Origin of the sequence: Enterobacter sp. JS8-1 (assembly GCF_049187015.1) — a bacterium.
Classification (GTDB): Bacteria; Pseudomonadota; Gammaproteobacteria; order Enterobacterales; family Enterobacteriaceae; genus Enterobacter; species Enterobacter mori.
This window is the reverse complement of record NZ_CP185805.1, coordinates 4,419,426-4,436,592: the sequence shown is the minus strand read 5'-3', so window position 1 is coordinate 4,436,592 and position 17,167 is coordinate 4,419,426. Positions and strand designations below refer to the sequence as shown.

At 56.5% G+C, this 17,167-nt stretch carries 16 protein-coding genes; 9 read left to right on the top strand and 7 right to left on the bottom strand.

What is annotated here, in order from left to right:
- The first annotated feature begins 21 nt into the window (after positions 1-21).
- From dam to trpS, 4 genes are read left to right on the top strand one after another with little or no spacing between them, the layout of a single operon-like run.
- On the top strand, positions 22-834 hold the full coding sequence (dam, locus tag ACOQH0_RS21250) for an adenine-specific DNA-methyltransferase (RefSeq protein ID WP_042715393.1): 813 nt from the start codon (positions 22-24) through the stop codon (positions 832-834).
- Between the two features lie 41 nt (positions 835-875).
- Positions 876-1,553, top strand: a complete 678-nt coding sequence (gene rpe, locus ACOQH0_RS21245) for a ribulose-phosphate 3-epimerase (RefSeq protein ID WP_010436362.1) — start codon at positions 876-878, stop codon at positions 1,551-1,553.
- Complete coding sequence (gene gph, locus ACOQH0_RS21240; RefSeq protein WP_100167359.1) at positions 1,546-2,307, top strand: phosphoglycolate phosphatase; 762 nt, start codon at positions 1,546-1,548, stop codon at positions 2,305-2,307. The genes rpe and gph overlap by 8 nt, the downstream gene beginning before the upstream one ends.
- Positions 2,300-3,304, top strand: coding sequence for a tryptophan--tRNA ligase (gene trpS, locus ACOQH0_RS21235; protein ID WP_010436358.1), 1,005 nt, complete (start codon positions 2,300-2,302; stop codon positions 3,302-3,304). Before gph ends, trpS begins: the two co-directional genes overlap by 8 nt.
- A 143-nt stretch (positions 3,305-3,447) precedes the next feature.
- Here the strand turns inward: trpS and ACOQH0_RS21230 are convergent, their stop codons facing one another.
- The 4 genes from ACOQH0_RS21230 to nirB form a co-directional block, all read right to left on the bottom strand.
- A complete protein-coding gene (locus tag ACOQH0_RS21230; protein WP_008503029.1) occupies positions 3,448-3,618 on the bottom strand; it encodes a YhfL family protein in 171 nt (56 codons plus the stop codon).
- 142 nt (positions 3,619-3,760) lie between these two features.
- The gene (cysG, locus tag ACOQH0_RS21225) at positions 3,761-5,134 is read right to left on the bottom strand and encodes a siroheme synthase CysG (protein WP_421511145.1); all 1,374 of its coding nucleotides are present in this window, start codon (positions 5,132-5,134) and stop codon (positions 3,761-3,763) included.
- A gap of 135 nt (positions 5,135-5,269) precedes the next feature.
- A complete protein-coding gene (gene nirD, locus ACOQH0_RS21220; protein ID WP_421511144.1) occupies positions 5,270-5,596 on the bottom strand; it encodes a nitrite reductase small subunit NirD in 327 nt (108 codons plus the stop codon).
- Complete coding sequence (gene nirB, locus ACOQH0_RS21215; RefSeq protein WP_089598573.1) at positions 5,593-8,136, bottom strand: nitrite reductase large subunit NirB; 2,544 nt, start codon at positions 8,134-8,136, stop codon at positions 5,593-5,595. The genes nirD and nirB overlap by 4 nt, the downstream gene beginning before the upstream one ends.
- Before the next feature lie 239 nt (positions 8,137-8,375).
- Between nirB and ACOQH0_RS21210 the strand changes: the two genes are divergently transcribed.
- Entirely contained in the window at positions 8,376-9,692 is a 1,317-nt protein-coding gene (locus ACOQH0_RS21210; RefSeq protein WP_421511143.1) for a cytosine deaminase, read from the top strand.
- Between the two features lie 3 nt (positions 9,693-9,695).
- Here the strand turns inward: ACOQH0_RS21210 and tsgA are convergent, their stop codons facing one another.
- Positions 9,696-10,880, bottom strand: a complete 1,185-nt coding sequence (gene tsgA, locus ACOQH0_RS21205) for an MFS transporter TsgA (RefSeq protein WP_421511142.1) — start codon at positions 10,878-10,880, stop codon at positions 9,696-9,698.
- A gap of 278 nt (positions 10,881-11,158) precedes the next feature.
- On the opposite strand from tsgA, the gene ppiA reads away from it, so the two are divergent.
- The 4 genes from ppiA to argD all read left to right on the top strand — a co-directional run bounded on the left by ppiA (position 11,159) and on the right by argD (position 14,324).
- On the top strand, positions 11,159-11,731 hold the full coding sequence (ppiA, locus tag ACOQH0_RS21200; RefSeq protein ID WP_010436347.1) for a peptidylprolyl isomerase A: 573 nt from the start codon (positions 11,159-11,161) through the stop codon (positions 11,729-11,731).
- A 106-nt stretch (positions 11,732-11,837) separates the two neighbouring features.
- Positions 11,838-12,422 (top strand): putative adenosine monophosphate-protein transferase Fic, encoded by a 585-nt coding sequence (locus ACOQH0_RS21195; RefSeq protein ID WP_421511141.1) that lies wholly within the window; start codon positions 11,838-11,840, stop codon positions 12,420-12,422.
- 30 nt (positions 12,423-12,452) lie between these two features.
- A complete protein-coding gene (gene pabA / locus ACOQH0_RS21190) occupies positions 12,453-13,016 on the top strand; it encodes an aminodeoxychorismate synthase component 2 (protein ID WP_421511140.1) in 564 nt (187 codons plus the stop codon).
- Between the two features lie 87 nt (positions 13,017-13,103).
- Complete coding sequence (gene argD, locus ACOQH0_RS21185) at positions 13,104-14,324, top strand: bifunctional acetylornithine/succinyldiaminopimelate transaminase (RefSeq protein ID WP_421511139.1); 1,221 nt, start codon at positions 13,104-13,106, stop codon at positions 14,322-14,324.
- Here argD and ACOQH0_RS21180 read toward each other — a convergent pair.
- Both ACOQH0_RS21180 and crp read right to left on the bottom strand, forming a co-directional pair.
- Positions 14,321-16,408, bottom strand: a complete 2,088-nt coding sequence (locus ACOQH0_RS21180; RefSeq protein WP_089598577.1) for a YccS/YhfK family putative transporter — start codon at positions 16,406-16,408, stop codon at positions 14,321-14,323. The two genes, argD and ACOQH0_RS21180, sit on opposite strands and share 4 nt — an antisense overlap.
- 57 nt (positions 16,409-16,465) lie before the next feature.
- Complete coding sequence (gene crp, locus ACOQH0_RS21175; protein ID WP_000242758.1) at positions 16,466-17,098, bottom strand: cAMP-activated global transcriptional regulator CRP; 633 nt, start codon at positions 17,096-17,098, stop codon at positions 16,466-16,468.
- Positions 17,099-17,167 lie beyond the last annotated feature (69 nt).

The window sequence follows — 17,167 nt, the reverse complement described above, 5'->3', positions numbered from 1 at the left end:
AGGTGTAATCAGTTAGTCAGCATGAAAAAAAATCGCGCTTTTCTGAAATGGGCAGGGGGGAAATACCCCCTGCTCGACGATATTAAAAAGCACCTGCCGAAAGGCGAGTGTCTTATCGAGCCCTTCGTGGGCGCTGGATCGGTATTCCTGAATACCGATTTTTCTCGTTATATCCTGGCGGATATCAACAGCGACCTTATCAGCCTCTATAACATTGTTAAGCTGCGTACCGATGAGTATGTGGAAGAGGCGCGGAAGCTGTTTACCCCTGAGAACAACCATCCTGACGTTTACTATCAGTTCCGCACTGAGTTTAATCAGAGCCAGGATCCGTTCCGTCGCGCACTGTTGTTCCTCTACCTCAACCGCCATGGCTACAACGGCCTGTGCCGGTATAACCTGCGCGGTGAATTTAACGTGCCGTTTGGTCGCTACAAGCGTCCTTACTTCCCGCAGGATGAGTTGTACCACTTTGCTGAAAAAGCGCAGAATGCAGAATTCCACTGTCTCTCCTATGAGGAGTGCATGGAGCTGGCTGGCGTAAACTCGGTCGTCTACTGCGACCCGCCTTACGCCCCCCTCTCTGCGACGGCGAATTTTACCGCTTATCACACCAACAGCTTCAGCCCTGCCGAGCAGGCGCGTCTGGCGGAGATGGCGGAAAAGCTGGTCAGCAAAAGAATTCCGGTGTTAATTTCGAATCACGATACCCCTGATACGCGCGAATGGTACAAAGCCGCGAAGCATTTTCAGGTCAAGGTGCGGCGTAGCATTAGCAGCAATGGCGGCACACGTAAAAAGGTGGACGAACTCCTGGCTCTTTATCGCCCCTGAGCCGTTTTGCCCGCCGGTAAATACATTTCAAGGAGATGCGGATGAAACAGTTTTTGATTGCTCCCTCAATTCTGTCGGCCGATTTTGCCCGCCTGGGTGAAGACACCGCCAACGCACTGGCGGCTGGCGCGGATGTCGTCCATTTTGACGTTATGGATAACCACTACGTTCCCAATCTGACCATCGGTCCTATGGTGCTCAAGGCGCTGCGTAGCTACGGCATTACCGCACCGATTGACGTGCACCTGATGGTAAAACCGGTTGATCGCATCGTGCCTGATTTCGCCGCTGCGGGCGCCAGTATCATCACTTTCCACCCGGAAGCCTCCGAACACGTTGACCGCACGCTGCAGCTGATCAAAGAGAACGGTTGTAAAGCGGGCCTGGTCTTTAACCCGGCTACGCCGCTGAGCTATCTCGATTACGTGATGGATAAGCTGGACGTGATCCTGCTGATGTCCGTTAACCCGGGCTTTGGCGGCCAGTCGTTTATTCCTCAGACGCTCGATAAACTGCGTGAAGTGCGCCGTCGTATTGACGAGTCAGGTTACGATATTCGTCTGGAAGTGGATGGCGGCGTGAAAGTGAATAACATTGGTGAAATTGCGGCTGCGGGCGCGGATATGTTCGTTGCCGGCTCAGCGATTTTCGACCAACCGGATTACAAAAAAGTCATTGATGAAATGCGCCGTGAACTGGCGAAGGTAAGTCATGGATAAATTGCAGGCAACCCGGGGTATCGCATTTGACCTCGACGGCACGCTGGTGGACAGCGCGCCTGGCTTAACGAGCGCCGTCGATCAGGCGCTGTATGCTCTCGAATTACCCGTTGCGGGCGAAGAGCGCGTGGTGACGTGGATTGGCAACGGCGCAGATGTGCTGATGGATCGCGCCCTGACCTGGGCTCGTCAGGAACGCGCATCGCAGCGTGCTGCGCAGGGTAAACCGAGCGTCGATCACGCCGACATTCCTAAAGATGAGCAGCTGCGTATTCTGCGTAAACTGTTCGATCGTTTCTACGAAGAGACCGTTGAAGAGGGCAGCTTCCTGTTCCCGGATGTTGAACAAACGCTGAGCGCACTTCACGCCAAAGGCATCCCGCTGGGTCTGGTGACGAACAAGCCGACGCCGTTTGTCGCACCGCTTCTGGAAGCGCTGGATATCGCGAAGTATTTCTCCGTGATTGTGGGCGGCGACGACGTGCAGAACAAAAAGCCGCACCCGGAACCGCTTCTGCTGGTGGCAGGAAAATTATCCTTAACGCCTGCGGAGCTGCTCTTTGTCGGTGATTCCCGTAATGATATTCTGGCTGCCAGAGCGGCAGGCTGTCCTTCCGTGGGATTAACCTATGGCTACAACTACGGTGAGGCCATCACGCTGAGTGAGCCGGATGTCGTGTTCGACCACTTCAAAGATTTGTTGCCCGCACTCGGGCTTTCGCACAGTGAACATCAGGAATTGAATAATGACTAAGCCCATCGTTTTTAGTGGCGCACAGCCGTCAGGTGAATTGACCATTGGTAACTACATGGGTGCATTACGTCAGTGGGTCAGCATGCAGGATGACTACCATTGCATTTACTGCATCGTCGATCTGCATGCTATTACCGCGCGTCAGGATCCTGAGAAGCTGCGCAAAGCCACGCTGGATACCCTGGCTTTATATCTGGCCTGCGGTATCGATCCAGAGAAGAGCACCATCTTCGTTCAGTCTCACGTGCCAGAGCACGCACAGCTGGGCTGGGCGCTGAACTGCTACACCTATTTCGGCGAGCTGAGCCGCATGACCCAGTTCAAGGATAAATCCGCGCGCTACTCTGAAAACATCAACGCCGGTCTGTTTGACTATCCGGTGCTGATGGCGGCTGACATCCTGCTGTATCAAACTAACCAGGTGCCGGTGGGTGAAGACCAGAAGCAGCACCTTGAGCTGAGCCGTGATATCGCCCAGCGCTTCAACGCGATTTACGGCGATGTGTTTAAAGTGCCAGAGCCGTTCATTCCAAAATCCGGTGCGCGCGTAATGTCGCTGCTGGAGCCGACCAAGAAGATGTCCAAGTCAGATGATAACCGCAACAACGTTATCGGCCTGCTGGAAGACCCGAAATCGGTGGTTAAAAAGCTCAAGCGTGCTGTGACCGATTCCGACGAGCCGCCTGTTGTGCGCTACGACGTGCAGAACAAAGCGGGCGTCTCCAACCTGCTGGATATTCTCTCCGGTGTCACCGGCCAGAGCATTCCTGAGCTGGAGCAGCACTTCGAAGGCAAAATGTACGGTCACCTGAAAGGTGAAGTGGCAGACGCCGTTTCCGGCATGCTGACCGAGCTTCAGGAGCGCTACAACCGCTATCGCAACGACGAAGCCTTCCTGCAGAAGGTGATGAAAGACGGCGCGGAAAAAGCCAGCGCGCGCGCGTCCGAAACCCTGAAAGCGGTGTACGAAGCAATTGGGTTTGTCGCGAAACCTTAGGTAAAAGCAAAACGGTAACCACGTTACCGTTTTTAGGGTTTATTCCCACTCCCTGTGGGAGAGGGCCAGGGTGAGGGCATCAGGCCGCACCACCAAAACTAAAAAACTGGGAAATCCCCGGTTTTTTTACGCCTGAAAATCGCTTACTGCTGCGCCGCCGGGCCGCAGCCACCGATGATCTTCGAAATGGAGATCGCCGGGTGCAGCAGGTAATCGTAGCTGCAGTTATTTTTGGTGTTTTGCACGTGACCGGTGCAGGCGGTCAGAGTCGATAACAGGCCAACCAGAACGGCGGCTTTTGCCAGTTTGAACATACGCATTCCTTGTCTTGAAACTTAAATTGGATGTAACACGAGGGAATAAATGGAAAAGTTCCATTTCAGGGCGGTATGTTATCGACAGCGGTAACAGGGGAGTAGTCCGGTTAAGGACTACTCGAAGAAGGGCGGATATGCGTTAGTGATTAGAGAACCAGTTGAGTTTTTCGCGCAGTTCAACCACGCGGCCAACAATAATCAGCGCCGGACTCTCTACCTGCTGCGCCAGTTCACCAAGCTGCGTCAGCACACCATCCACCACGCGCTGCGTAATGGCGGTACCGTTTTCCACCAGCGCGACGGGCATATCTGCCTCCATGCCGTGTTCCAGCAGTTTCGCCTGAATAGTCGCGGCCTGATTAAGCCCCATATAGAACACCAGCGTCTGCTTTTCGGCGGCCAGGTTGTGCCAGTCCAGTTCGCTGCCGGTTTTCAGGTGGCCCGTCACCAGCCGCACGCTCTGGGCGTAATCACGGTGGGTCAGCGGAATGCCAGAGTAGGCTGAACACCCGGATGCCGCCGTAATGCCCGGCACGACAGAGAACGGAATGCCCGCGTTGCACAGGGTTTCCAGCTCTTCGCCGCCGCGGCCAAAGATAAACGGATCGCCGCCCTTAAGGCGCACCACACGCTTACCTTTTTGCGCTTCACGCAGCAGGATCTGGTTGATCTCCTCCTGGGGCACGCAGTGGTAGCCCGCGCGTTTGCCGACGAACACGCGGTCAGCGTCGCGGCGCACCAGGTTCATGATGTCATCGGAGACAAGGCGATCGTAAACCACGATATCGGCCTGCTGGATCTGCTGCAGCCCTTTCAGCGTCAGCAAACCTGCATCGCCGGGGCCTGCGCCTACCAGCACCACTTCACCGCGGTGATCCAGCGGTTCGCTCAGCAGCTGTTCGGTCGTCTCTTCAACGGCTTTTGCGTCCTGATTCGCCAGCGATTGTGCCAGCCTGTCGTTAACAAAGAATTTCTCCCAGAAGCGGCGACGCTCGCCCACGGTCGAGAAAGTTTGCTTCACGCGGGTACGAAGCTGCCCGGCGTAGTGGGCTATCTGGCCGAGATGCTGCGGCAAAATAGCTTCCAGCTTCTCCCGCAGCAGGCGGGCGAGAACCGGCGAGCGACCGCCGGATGACACTGCGATCATTAGCGGCGAACGGTCGATAATCGACGGCATGATGAAGCTGGCCTCTTTCGGCGCATCCACCACGTTACAGAAGATGCGTCGCGCTTCGCAGGCGTCGCTGACGCGCTGGTTCACTTCATCGTTATCCGTCGCAGCGATGGTCAGCCAGCAGGTATCCAGCAGGGATTCATTAAACTCACCCTGTTCCAGCGTGAGCATCCCTTCCTGAGCCCAGACCTCAAACTGTGGGGCGAAGTCGAGGGCGTTGACGGTGAGTCGGGCGCCAGCCTCTAACAGCAGGCGCGCTTTGCGTTCAGCCACGTCGCCGCCGCCCACGAGCAGGCAGTCGCGGTTGCGTAATTGACAAAAAATCGGCAGGTGATCCACGACGTTACCTCGCAGCATTCATGGAGGGGGTAATAATTGACGTCAGGATAACAGCAGGAATCGCACAGAACATACGGTTTTTCCTGCCGTTACCCATAAGGGGTCATAAGCTTTTCGTATTGAAAAGGCGGGGGATTAGCCTTTCAACTGCACCTTACCGTCCTTCACGCGGGCGCCGTAGTGCTTCACGGAGACATTTTCATCTTCCATGCAGCGTCCGTCAGTTAAGCTGAAGCGCTGCTTTTTCAGCGGGCTGGCAACCCACAGTTCACCCTGATGCTCGGCAATCAATCCGCGGGAGAGCACGCTGGCCTCGAAGAAAGGGTCAATATTGCTGATGGCATAAACCTGTTCATCGTGGCGAGGGCGGAAAATCGCGACCTGCTCGCTGCCCATAAGCGCACATACGCCGGTGGCGGGGATAATGTCGTTAATATCGCAAATGTTTATCCACTGGCTCATGCGTTTTCCTCCACCAGCGTCACTGGGATGCGTTCATACGGCGTTGCCGGGCGATGCTGTTCACGCTCCGGCACTACCTGCACGTTCGGGTCGCGCTGGGTGCTGTTGATAAAGTGTTTGAAGCGCGTCTGTGCCGCAGGCGTGTTCACGGTTTCAGTCCACTCGCAGATCACCGCCTCTCGCAGGCGAGCCATTTCGGCTTCCAGCTGTTCGTTCAGGCCCAGCTTATCGTCGATGATGACGGACTTCAGGTAGTCGATGCCGCCTTCCAGGTTATCCAGCCAGGAAGCGGTACGGGTCAGCTTATCGGCGGTGCGGATGTAGAACATCATGAAGCGGTCGAGATACTGAATCAGCGTGTCGCGGTCAAGATCCGCGGCCAGCAGGTCTGCGTGGCGTGGCTTCATCCCGCCGTTGCCGCAGACGTACAGGTTCCAGCCTTTCTCGGTGGCGATGATCCCCACGTCTTTACCCTGCGCTTCCGCACATTCACGGGTACAGCCGGAGACGCCAAACTTCATTTTGTGCGGGGTGCGGATGCCTTTGTAGCGGTTCTCCAGCTCCACGCCGAAGCCCACGCTGTCGCCCACGCCGTAGCGGCACCAGGTGCTGCCCACGCAGGTTTTCGCCATACGCAGCGCTTTGGCATACGCGTGGCCGGTTTCAAAGCCCGCTTCAATCAGCTGACGCCAGATTTCCGGCAGGTCGTCCTTCTGCGCGCCAAACAGGCCGATACGCTGGGAGCCGGTGATTTTGGTGTACAGGTTAAATTCACGGGCGATACGGCCCACGGCCACCAGCCCTTCCGGCGTGATTTCGCCACCGGCGGAACGTGGGATGACGGAGTAGGTGCCGTCTTTCTGAATATTCGCCAGGAAGTTGTCGTTGGTGTCCTGCAGCGGCGTGTGTTCCGGCTTGAGCACGTACTCGTTCCAGCAGGAGGCCAGCAGGGAGCCGACGGTCGGTTTACACACTTCACAGCCGTAGCCCTGGCCGTGCTTCGCCAGCAGTTCGTCGAAGGACTTGATGCCTTCCACGCGGATCAGGTGGTACAGCTCCTGGCGAGAATACGCGAAGTGCTCGCACAGGTTGTTGTTCACTTCAATGCCTTGTTTCGCCAGCTCGGCGTTCAGCACCTGAGTGACCAGCGGAATACAGCCGCCGCAGCCGGTACCGGCTTTGGTTTCCGCTTTCAGCGCCGCCACGGTGTGGCAGCCCTTGTTGATGGCGGAAATCAGCATGCCTTTGGTGACGTCGAAGCAGGAGCAAATCTGCGCGCTGTCGGGCAGTTTATCCACCCCGATAGACGGCTTGCCGCTGGAGGCGTGCGCCGGGAGGATCAGCGCGTCCGGGTTCTCCGGCAGCTCGATGGCGTTCAGCACCAGCTGGAGCAGGTTACCGAAGTCGCTGGTATCGCCCACCAGTACCGCTCCGAGCAGGGTTTTGTTGTCCTGGCTGACGATGAGGCGTTTGTAGACTTCTTTGCTTTCGTCGAGGTAGACGTAGCTGCGGGAGTTCGGGGTACGACCATGCGCATCGCCAATACCGCCTACGTCCACACCCAGCAGCTTCAGCTTGGCGCTCATGTCTGCGCCAGTAAACGCGTTTTCGGTGCCGAGAATGTGGTCAACGGCGACCTGCGCCATTTTGTAACCCGGCGCGACCAGACCGTAAACGCGGTTGTTCCAGCTGGCGCATTCGCCGATGGCGTAGATATCCGGATCGGAGGTTTGGCAGGCATCGTTAATCATGATCCCGCCGCGCTGCGCCACGGCAAGGCCGCACTGGGTCGCCAGCTTGTCGCGCGGACGAATACCGGTGGAAAAGACGATAAAGTCCACTTCCAGCTCGCTGCCGTCGGCAAAGCGCATGGTTTTGCGCGCCTCTGTGCCTTCCTGCACGATCTCTTTGGTGTTCTTGCTGGTGTGAACCTTCACGCCCATGCTTTCGATTTTACGGCGCAACTGGTCACCGCCCATGTGGTCCAGCTGTTCGGCCATCAGCATCGGGGCAAATTCGATAACGTGGGTTTCAACGCCGAGGTTTTTGAGCGCGCCAGCCGCTTCCAGACCCAGCAGGCCGCCACCGACGACCGCGCCGCGTTTGCTTCGACGGGCGCAGGATTCGATGGCGTTGAGGTCTTCAATGGTACGATAAACGAAGCAATCCTGCGTTTCCGAGCCTTTGATAGGCGGGATCCACGGATAGGAGCCAGTCGCCATGATCAGCTTGTCGTAAAAAACCGTACGCCCGGCGCTGGAGTGGATCACTTTTTCCTGACGGTTGATGGTGATAGCGCGTTCGCCCACCAGCACTTTTACGCCATGCTTCTCGTAGAAACCTTCACGCACCAGAGAGAGCTCTTCGGCGGTATGATGGGAGAAGTAGGAAGACAAGTGCACGCGGTCGTACGCCTTGCGGGGTTCTTCACAGAACACGGTAATGTCGAAACGGTCGGCGTCGGCTTTATCGAGAAGATCCTCAATAAAGCGGTGGCCGACCATGCCGTTACCGATGATAGCGAGTCTGACTTTGCTCATTTTTGCCTCGATTTCTTTTCTATTACTGCCTACCTTAACGATTCAGCAGGGGCACTTATTGATGCAAATCAAATACGCCTTCACCTACCCACAAGGTGGTATATGACTGATTTGTCAGGATTTTTATAAGTTATGGAATTTGCTGACTTTTCGTATTCGTTGATTTTGTGTACAAAATAGAGTGCGTTTTTTGAAAATGCGTACTCCTAAATATCAGCCGTGTTTTTCGGGAGAAAGGTATGTCTACAACACCGCTTTGGCTTGTCCAGAATGTTCGCTTACCGGGTCGGGAAGGGCTGTGGCAAATCGCCATCGAGAACGGTCGTTTTGGTGATATCACACCAATGGATGATACCCATGCCGAAAGTTACGAAATCCTGAATGCGCGCGGCGGGCTGGCGATCCCGCCGTTTATCGAGCCGCATATTCATCTCGATACCACCCAGACGGCGGGTGAGCCAAACTGGAACCAGTCCGGCACCCTGTTCGAAGGTATTGAGCGCTGGGCCGAGCGCAAGGCGCTGCTCAGCCATGAGGATGTGAAAGCGCGCGCCTGGAAAACGCTGAAGTGGCAAATCGCCAACGGCATCCAGTTTGTCCGCACCCATGTGGATGTCTCTGATCCGACGCTCACCGCCCTGAAGGCGATGCTGGAGGTGAAGCAGGAGGTCGCGCCGTGGGTGACGCTGCAAATCGTCGCATTCCCGCAGGAGGGGATCCTCTCTTACCCGAACGGCGCTGCGCTGCTGGAAGAGGCGTTAACGCTGGGGGCCGACGTGGTGGGGGCGATCCCGCACTTCGAGTTCACCCGCGAGTATGGCGTCCAGTCGCTGCATATCGCTTTTGATCTGGCGAAGAAATATGACCGCCCGCTGGATATTCACTGCGACGAAATTGACGACGAACAGTCGCGCTTTGTCGAGACGGTGGCGACGCTGGCATATGAAGCAGGCATCGGTCCGCGCGTGACGGCCAGCCATACTACCGCCATGCACTCCTACAACGGCGCGTACACCTCACGATTGTTCCGCCTGCTGAAAATGTCAGGGATTAACTTCGTCGCTAACCCGCTGGTGAACATCCACCTGCAGGGGCGCTTTGATGACTACCCGAAACGCCGCGGCATCACGCGCGTGAAAGAGCTGCAGGACGCGGGCATTAACGTCTGCTTTGGCCACGATGATGTGTTTGACCCGTGGTATCCGCTCGGGACCGGCAATATGCTGCAGGTGCTGCATATGGGACTGCACGTCTGTCAGATGATGGGCTATCCGCAAATCGACAACGGCCTGAACCTGATCACCCATAACAGCGCCCGGACCTTTGGCCTGAGCGATTACGGTATTAAGACGGGGAACCCGGCAAACCTGATTATTCTGCCTGCGGAGAGCGGGTTTGAAGCGGTGCGCTGCCAGATGCCGGTGCGCTGGTCGATTCGTCAGGGACGCGTGATTGCCACGACGCAGCTGGCGCAGACGTGGATCCAGATGGATGTCGGGGGAGAAGAGGTGAGCTTTGCCAGAAACAGCCCCTCTGCCGAGCGCAAAGGGGCGTAGGGTTTAGTGAGACGCTGCTGCCGCGTTGTGCTGGCGGTGGCGGGTCACGAAGCCCAGGATGAAGCACATGATGAACACCACGGCATACAGACCGTTCGCGGTGTGCAGAGCGGCCAGCGGGCCGCTGTGAGCGACGATCGGGCCTGTGACCACGAAGGTCAGCATGGTGCCGATGGTGCCGCAGGTCAGGACGAAGTTAACCAGCTTCGGCGAGGCCACTTTGGTCTGCAGAGAGCCCAGGGTGATGATAGAGGTGTAGATCGCGCTGGAGAAGAAGCCCAGGGTCAGAATGAACCACGGCATATGTTCCGGCGAACCATTGATGAACAGATACATCAGCACGGTTGCCAGGCCCGCCAGCACGGTCAGAATACGCTGCAGGTCGAAGAAGCGCAGGATGAAGCTAAACGCCCACATGCCGAACATGTAAGACATCCAGAAATCGCTCACCAGCTTACCCGCGTCGTTCAGGCTCATGCCCAGCCCTTTCGCGTATTCCGGTACCCAGGAGATAAAGCCCAACTGGCCCAGGATGTAGCACAGGGCGGCAACGGAGAGGAACAGCACGCCAATGCCCCATTTCTCTTTCGCGACGGGTTCTGCGGTAGTCTGTGCTTTCTTGCCCAGTACCGGGAAGTCGCAGCCGAAGGTCAGGATAAAGATCGCCACGTAGACCAGACCGATGCAGGCATAAACCCAGTACCACTCGATGCTGCGCGCCAGCAGAACGGCAGCCACCATCGGGAAGATCATACCGGCCATGCTGAAGAAGGAGTCGGTAAACAGCAGGCGCGCGCCGCGCTGGCGGCCTTCATACATATGGGTAATCAGGAACGTACCGATCGACATGGTGATCCCGCTGACCAGACCGAGCACGAACATGGCGGCGGAGAACAGCGCGATGCTGTGGCTCAGCATCAGGCCCGCCACGGCGGCGACCATCAGCACAAAACCAAAGCGCAGCTGGGTTTTCAGTGGCACGATTTCCATCAGCCAGGCATTCAGGAAGATAGAGATCAGGATCCCCGCGTTGAGGAAGGTAAAGGTGTTACTCATGCTGGAAACGGGCAGCTGGAAATAGTCTGCGATATTTCCCATCACCATCCCGGTGACGATCACCAACGCGCCGGTCAGGGCGTAGGAGAAGAAGCTGATCCATGTGAGCTTGATGCGATTGCTGTTAGTCATGTCTGGCCTGTTCAGAAAAAGAAAAGCGCCGGGAAGGCGCTGAGAGCGGGCAGATTTTAGACTCGAAAGTGATCTAATTAAATCTTTTCAGAAAATATTGATCACATTTGCATACTTTTGTGTGATGTAGATCACGTAAAATAGCGCTATTACCAATCGTTTGCGCGGTAACAACTGTTTCAATTTCGTAAAATTAGGTAAAAGGCTGGTCTCCGTTCATACTGCTCTTTAGAATCAAGCCATTCGCTTTTTATACTGCGCTTTGTTAAGGAATTCTCATGCTCAAATCAACACTGGCGGCTGTTGCAGCTGTGTTTGCTCTTTCTGCCGTTTCCCCTGCTGCGCTGGCAGCCAAGGGTGACCCTCACGTCCTGCTGACCACCTCTGCCGGGAATATTGAGCTGGAACTGAACAGCCAGAAAGCCCCTGTTTCGGTGAAAAACTTCCTCGACTACGTGAACAGTGGGTTCTACAACAACACCACTTTCCACCGCGTGATCCCGGGCTTTATGGTGCAGGGCGGCGGTTTCAACGAGCAGATGCAGCAGAAGCAGCCCAACCCGCCGATTAAAAACGAAGCGGACAACGGCCTGCTGAACAAGCGCGGCACTATCTCCATGGCGCGTACCGCCGATAAAGACAGCGCGACCAGCCAGTTCTTCCTCAACGTGGCGGATAACGCCTTCCTTGACCACGGCCAGCGCGACTTTGGCTATGCCGTCTTCGGTAAAATCGTGAAAGGGATGGACGTGGCCGACAAGATTTCTCAGGTGCCTACTCACGACGTCGGCCCGTATCAGAATGTGCCGTCAAAACCGATCGTTATCCTTTCCGCAAAAGTTCTGCCGTAACGCTTCTGAACGCGGGTTTCTTCTGCCCGCGTTATGTAGCCCTCCCTGCGAAAGCGCGTTTTGCTGCTTATACTTGTGGCAAACGGACTATTCAGGGAGGCGTTAAGTGAAAAAACTCACCGACAAGCAAAAATCCCGTCTCTGGGAACAGCAGCGTAGCGTCAATTTGCAGGCCAGTTGTCTCCTTGAAAAAGGTCATGGTCCTTCAGCGCCCCACATCGAAACGCTGGAGCTTGGGCCATCCGCGCCCGGGTTGCCCCATCTGTGCCTGATTCACCGCCATCTGTATCACAGCGAGATGAAGCGGGCAGGCGAATTCCGTATCGACGATATTTTTAAGGGTGACATTCCCTTCTGCCATTTCGAGTACATCGAGAAGATGGGCAACGAGCTGATTGCGGCGCTTGAAAGCGAAAAGTATCTTGTGGGTCTTGAGAAGGCGGCTTTTGTTGACAAAGTTAGTCATTACTACTGTGAAATCAATATGCTGCATCCTTTTATGCGCGGCAACGGCATTGCCCAACGCGTCTTCTTCGAGCAGCTGGCGCTCCACGCGGGTTACGCGCTGGACTGGCGGGATATCGATCCCGAGCAGTGGGTGGCGGCTAACCGAAGCGGCGCGATGGGCGATTTGACCGCGCTGAGCGCTATCTTTGCCAAAGTAGTGAGCGAAGCACGGGAATCTGAGTAGAATAGGGCGGCATTTTTTTCGGGAGCCGCCATGATTCTGCTGATTGATAACTACGATTCCTTCACCTGGAACCTTTACCAGTATTTTTGTGAACTGGGTGCAGAGGTGGTTGTCCGCCGTAATGATGACCTCACCCTGGCCGATATCGACACGCTGGCCCCGCAGAAAATCGTGATTTCGCCGGGGCCGTGTACGCCTTCGGAATCAGGCATTTCTCTGGATGTTATCCGCCACTATGCAGGCAAACTGCCGATTCTGGGCGTCTGCCTGGGCCATCAGGCTATTGCCCAGGCGTTTGGTGCCATCATCGTGCGCGCTGCGAAAGTGATGCACGGGAAAACCTCTCCGGTCACCCACACCGGCACGGGCGTATTCGCAGGGTTAAATAATCCGTTAACCGTGACGCGCTACCATTCTCTGGTCATTGACCCGCCGACGCTACCCGCCTGCTTTGAGGTCACCGCCTGGAGCGAGACGCAGGAGATCATGGGTATCCGTCACCGCAAGTGGGATCTCGAAGGCGTGCAATTCCATCCGGAAAGTATCCTCAGCGAGCAGGGACACGCGCTGCTGGCAAATTTCCTCAATCGCTGAATATCTGTTGCCTTGTTGTGATTTTTTATGCATATTTTGTGATTATATTTTCACAATCACTGTGACATAAAAATGGATGGTCATGACATGGCAACTGAACAACCAGCAATTACCCGTGCAACATTTGATGAAGTGATCCTGCCGATTTATGCACCGGCTGAGTTTATCCCTGTGAAGGGGAAAGGCAGCCGCGTCTGGGATCAGCAGGGTAAAGAGTATGTTGATTTCGCGGGCGGGATTGCGGTGACGGCGCTGGGCCATTGCCATCCCGCGCTGGTGGAGGCGCTGAAAACCCAGGGCGAAACCCTGTGGCACACCAGCAACGTGTTCACCAACGAACCGGCGCTGCGTCTGGGGCGTAAGATCATCGATGCCACCTTCGCGGAACGCGTGCTGTTTATGAACTCCGGCACCGAAGCCAACGAAACCGCCTTTAAGCTGGCGCGCTACCACGCCACCACGCGCCACAGCCCGTACAAAACCAAAATCATCGCCTTCCACAATGCCTTCCACGGACGCTCCTTCTTTACCGTCTCCGTTGGCGGCCAGCCGAAGTATTCAGACGGCTTCGGCCCGAAACCGGCAGACATTGTCCACGTGCCGTTTAACGATCTGCATGCCGTGAAAGCGGTAATGGACGACCACACCTGCGCGGTGGTGGTCGAGCCTATTCAGGGCGAAGGCGGCGTGACCGCAGCGACGCCGGAATTCCTGAAAGGGCTGCGCGAACTGTGTGACGAGCATCAGGCGCTGCTGGTCTTTGATGAAGTGCAGTGCGGCATGGGGCGCACCGGGGATCTGTTTGCCTACATGCACTACGGCGTGACGCCGGACATCCTGACCAGCGCCAAAGCGCTCGGCGGCGGTTTCCCGGTGAGTGCGGTACTGACGACGCAGGAGATTGCCTCTGCGTTCCACGTCGGCTCTCACGGCTCTACTTACGGCGGCAACCCGCTGGCAAGCGCCGTGGCGGGTGCCGCGTTTGATATTATCAATACGCCTGAGGTGCTGAACGGCGTTAGCGCGAAGCGTGAGCTGTTCGTGAAGCATCTTCAGCAGATTAACGATGAATATGATGTTTTCAGCGAGATCCGCGGCATGGGGCTGCTGATTGGCGCCGAGCTGAAGCCGCAGTTCAAAGGCCGCGCGCGTGATTTCCTGCACGCCGCCGCGCACGAAGGGGTGATGGTGCTCAATGCCGGACCTGACGTGATGCGCTTTGCGCCGTCGCTGGTGGTGGAAGATAAAGATATTGAGGACGGGTTAACCCGCTTTGCCGCGGCGGTCGCGAAGATCGTTAAAGGCTAATACTCGGTTCGCTTTAACCGGCGCGTTAACCAAATCCCGTGATGCGGGCGCTGACGCCATGCCACTGATGAAATGGTGTGCATGGTGTTCAAATGCCCCAGAACGCGCTGCAGATGCTGCTCAAGGGTGCTCATCGGCCCGTGGGTCAGCGTTTCAGGCGCTTCCAGAATATTCGAATCTCCCGATTCACCCGGCGAGTCATACTCCAGACGCTGCTGACACCTCTGCAACGCAATTTCACACGACTGCAAATAGCGCTGCGCCAGATCCGGCGTCAGCATCGTGTGCTCGCGCGCCAGCGTGGTCATGGCGTTAATGTGCTCGACGATAAACTGGCTGTGTGTCACCCACAGCTTCATGTCTGCAAGATAGTGCGAGTTAAACCCCGGCTCCTGCATCGCCTGATTGAGCGAGTTAAACAGCGCGTTGTGCGCCTGGTTGACCTTCATCCGCTGATACGCCAGCGGGGAGGGCTGCGGATCGTCGCTGAGGATCAGGCGAATGGCCTGCTGGTCGGCTTCCAGCGCGTCATGGGCGTTCTGCCTGAGCAATCCGCTCTGCCACTGCGGCCACAGCCAGACCATACCGCCGAAGGCAATCAGGCAGCCAATCAGTGTATCGACCAGACGAGCCACGATAAACTGCTCGCCGTTGAGCGTGAGCAGCTGCAGGGTGTACACCGCCGTGACCGTAAAGCCCACCATCGCCCAGCCGTAATTTTTACGGATGATCAGATAGCTCACCATGGTGATCGCCAGCATCCCGACCAGCGTATAGCCTTCCGGCACGTGGAAGTGAAGCGTCACGCCCGCAATAATCAGCCCGGCTAGCGTTCCGCCAGCCCGGTGGAAGATACGCACTCGCGTGGCCCCGTAGCCGTTCTGCGTGACAAACAGCACGGTCATTAAGATCCAGTAGGGTTTAGGCAGGTGCAGCGCCATGCCCATCAGGCTGGCAATGCTCAGCATCACGCTTATCCGCGCCGCGTTGCGCAGGGCGGCGGATTTCAGTGACAGATAGCTTTTGAGCGCAGGCAGCAGCGGCAGACGTTTCTGCTTATCCGCCATCAGGTCGCGGGGATAAAGCGGGCGCTGCGTACGCAACACGCGGGCGATACGGCTGAAGTGCCAGGCGGCAAACTGGCCTACCGGGTTATCCGGATGCTGACGGGCGATTTTCTCCAGCGCGCCGAGCTGTTTATCCATGTTAAAACGCGTGGGGTAGCGGTGATAGAGAATATCGTCAGCCAGTACCCTAAGCCGCGCGGCGACGGTCTGGGCGTTCCAGCGGATCACTGCTTCTGCATGGCTGCGCTCTACCAGCTTTTGTACCTCCTGCGGGTGGTGAAGGCTAACGGAGATATGCTCCTGCAGGTCCAGCCCCACCTGGAAAGTGCGCAGCAGCCGTTTGTATTCGTGGTTCTTGTTGGCGGCAAGCATGTGCAGCTGCTGGTAGCACTGGCTAATCAGGTCGACAACCTTTTGCTGGCGCGTCAGCAGCGGCGGCAGGGATTTCTCCGGGTCGGTATGTTGGGTGAGCAGGGTGTATTTGGCTTCACAGTAATCCGCAAGCTGCACATAGAGCAGGCTCAGGGATTCACGCAGCGGCTGTTCCCGCCAGAGCCAAAACCAGAACCAGTTAAACACCCCGTACCAGAGCGTGCCAAGGGCGTAGATCAGCAGCGGCTCCCACACCGGCATATTCCCGGCGAGGCTCAGGGTGAAGATAGCCGCAATCAGCGAGGCGGGCAGCAGGCGCGCGTGCAGCGAACTGATTTCCGCCGTCACGCCAAGCGTCATCGCCAGCACGGTCAGGATCAGGGGCAGAGGGATATCACGGGCAAGCAGGAGCTGTACGGCGAGACTACAGCCAGCAAACAGACAGCCACCGATAATCAGGCGTTTGAAAAAGCGCTTATGCGGCGTGTCCAGACCGGCAATGTTGCAGCAGGCGGGCACGAGGGAAAACAGCAGACCTTGCTGGAGGTGTCCGAGGATCAGGCCCACGGCCACAGGAAGGCACAACACCAGCGTTTGTCGCAGTGCGTAGTTAACTTCCGGGTGATAGATCAGCCTGCGCCACATGAGGAGTAGAGACAAAAACGGCGTGACACCTTGCGATGGCACGCCGTTTGAGCGGAATTAACGCGTTCCGTAAACCACGATGGTTTTACCGTGGGCGGAGATCAGGTTCTGGTCTTCCAGCATTTTCAGGATACGACCCACTGTTTCACGGGAGCAACCGACGATCTGACCAATTTCCTGGCGGGTAATTTTAATTTGCATGCCGTCAGGGTGGGTCATGGCGTCTGGCTGTTTTGCCAGGTTCAGCAGGGTCTGCGCGATACGGCCGGTTACGTCCAGGAAGGCGAGGTTACCCACTTTCTCAGACGTCACCTGCAGACGGCGCGCCATCTGGGAAGAAAGACGCATCAGGATGTCAGGATTAACCTGAATCAGCTGACGGAATTTCTTGTAAGAAATTTCAGCCACTTCACATGCTGTCTTTGCACGAACCCAGGCGCTACGTTCCTGGCCCTCTTCAAACAGGCCCAGTTCACCGATGAAATCGCCCTGGTTCAGATAAGAAAGGATCATCTCTTTCCCTTCTTCATCTTTGATCAGCACTGCCACCGAGCCTTTAACGATGTAATACAACGTTTCCGCTTTTTCACCCTGGTGAATCAGCGTGCTCTTCGATGGGTACTTATGAATGTGGCAATGAGACAAGAACCATTCGAGAGTCGGGTCTGTTTGCGGTTTGCCAAGCACCATGCGCTGTTATCCTCTGTTATAAGCTGTCACCAGAGTCATAAGATGCATCCGGACTCTGGGGTTGCAATC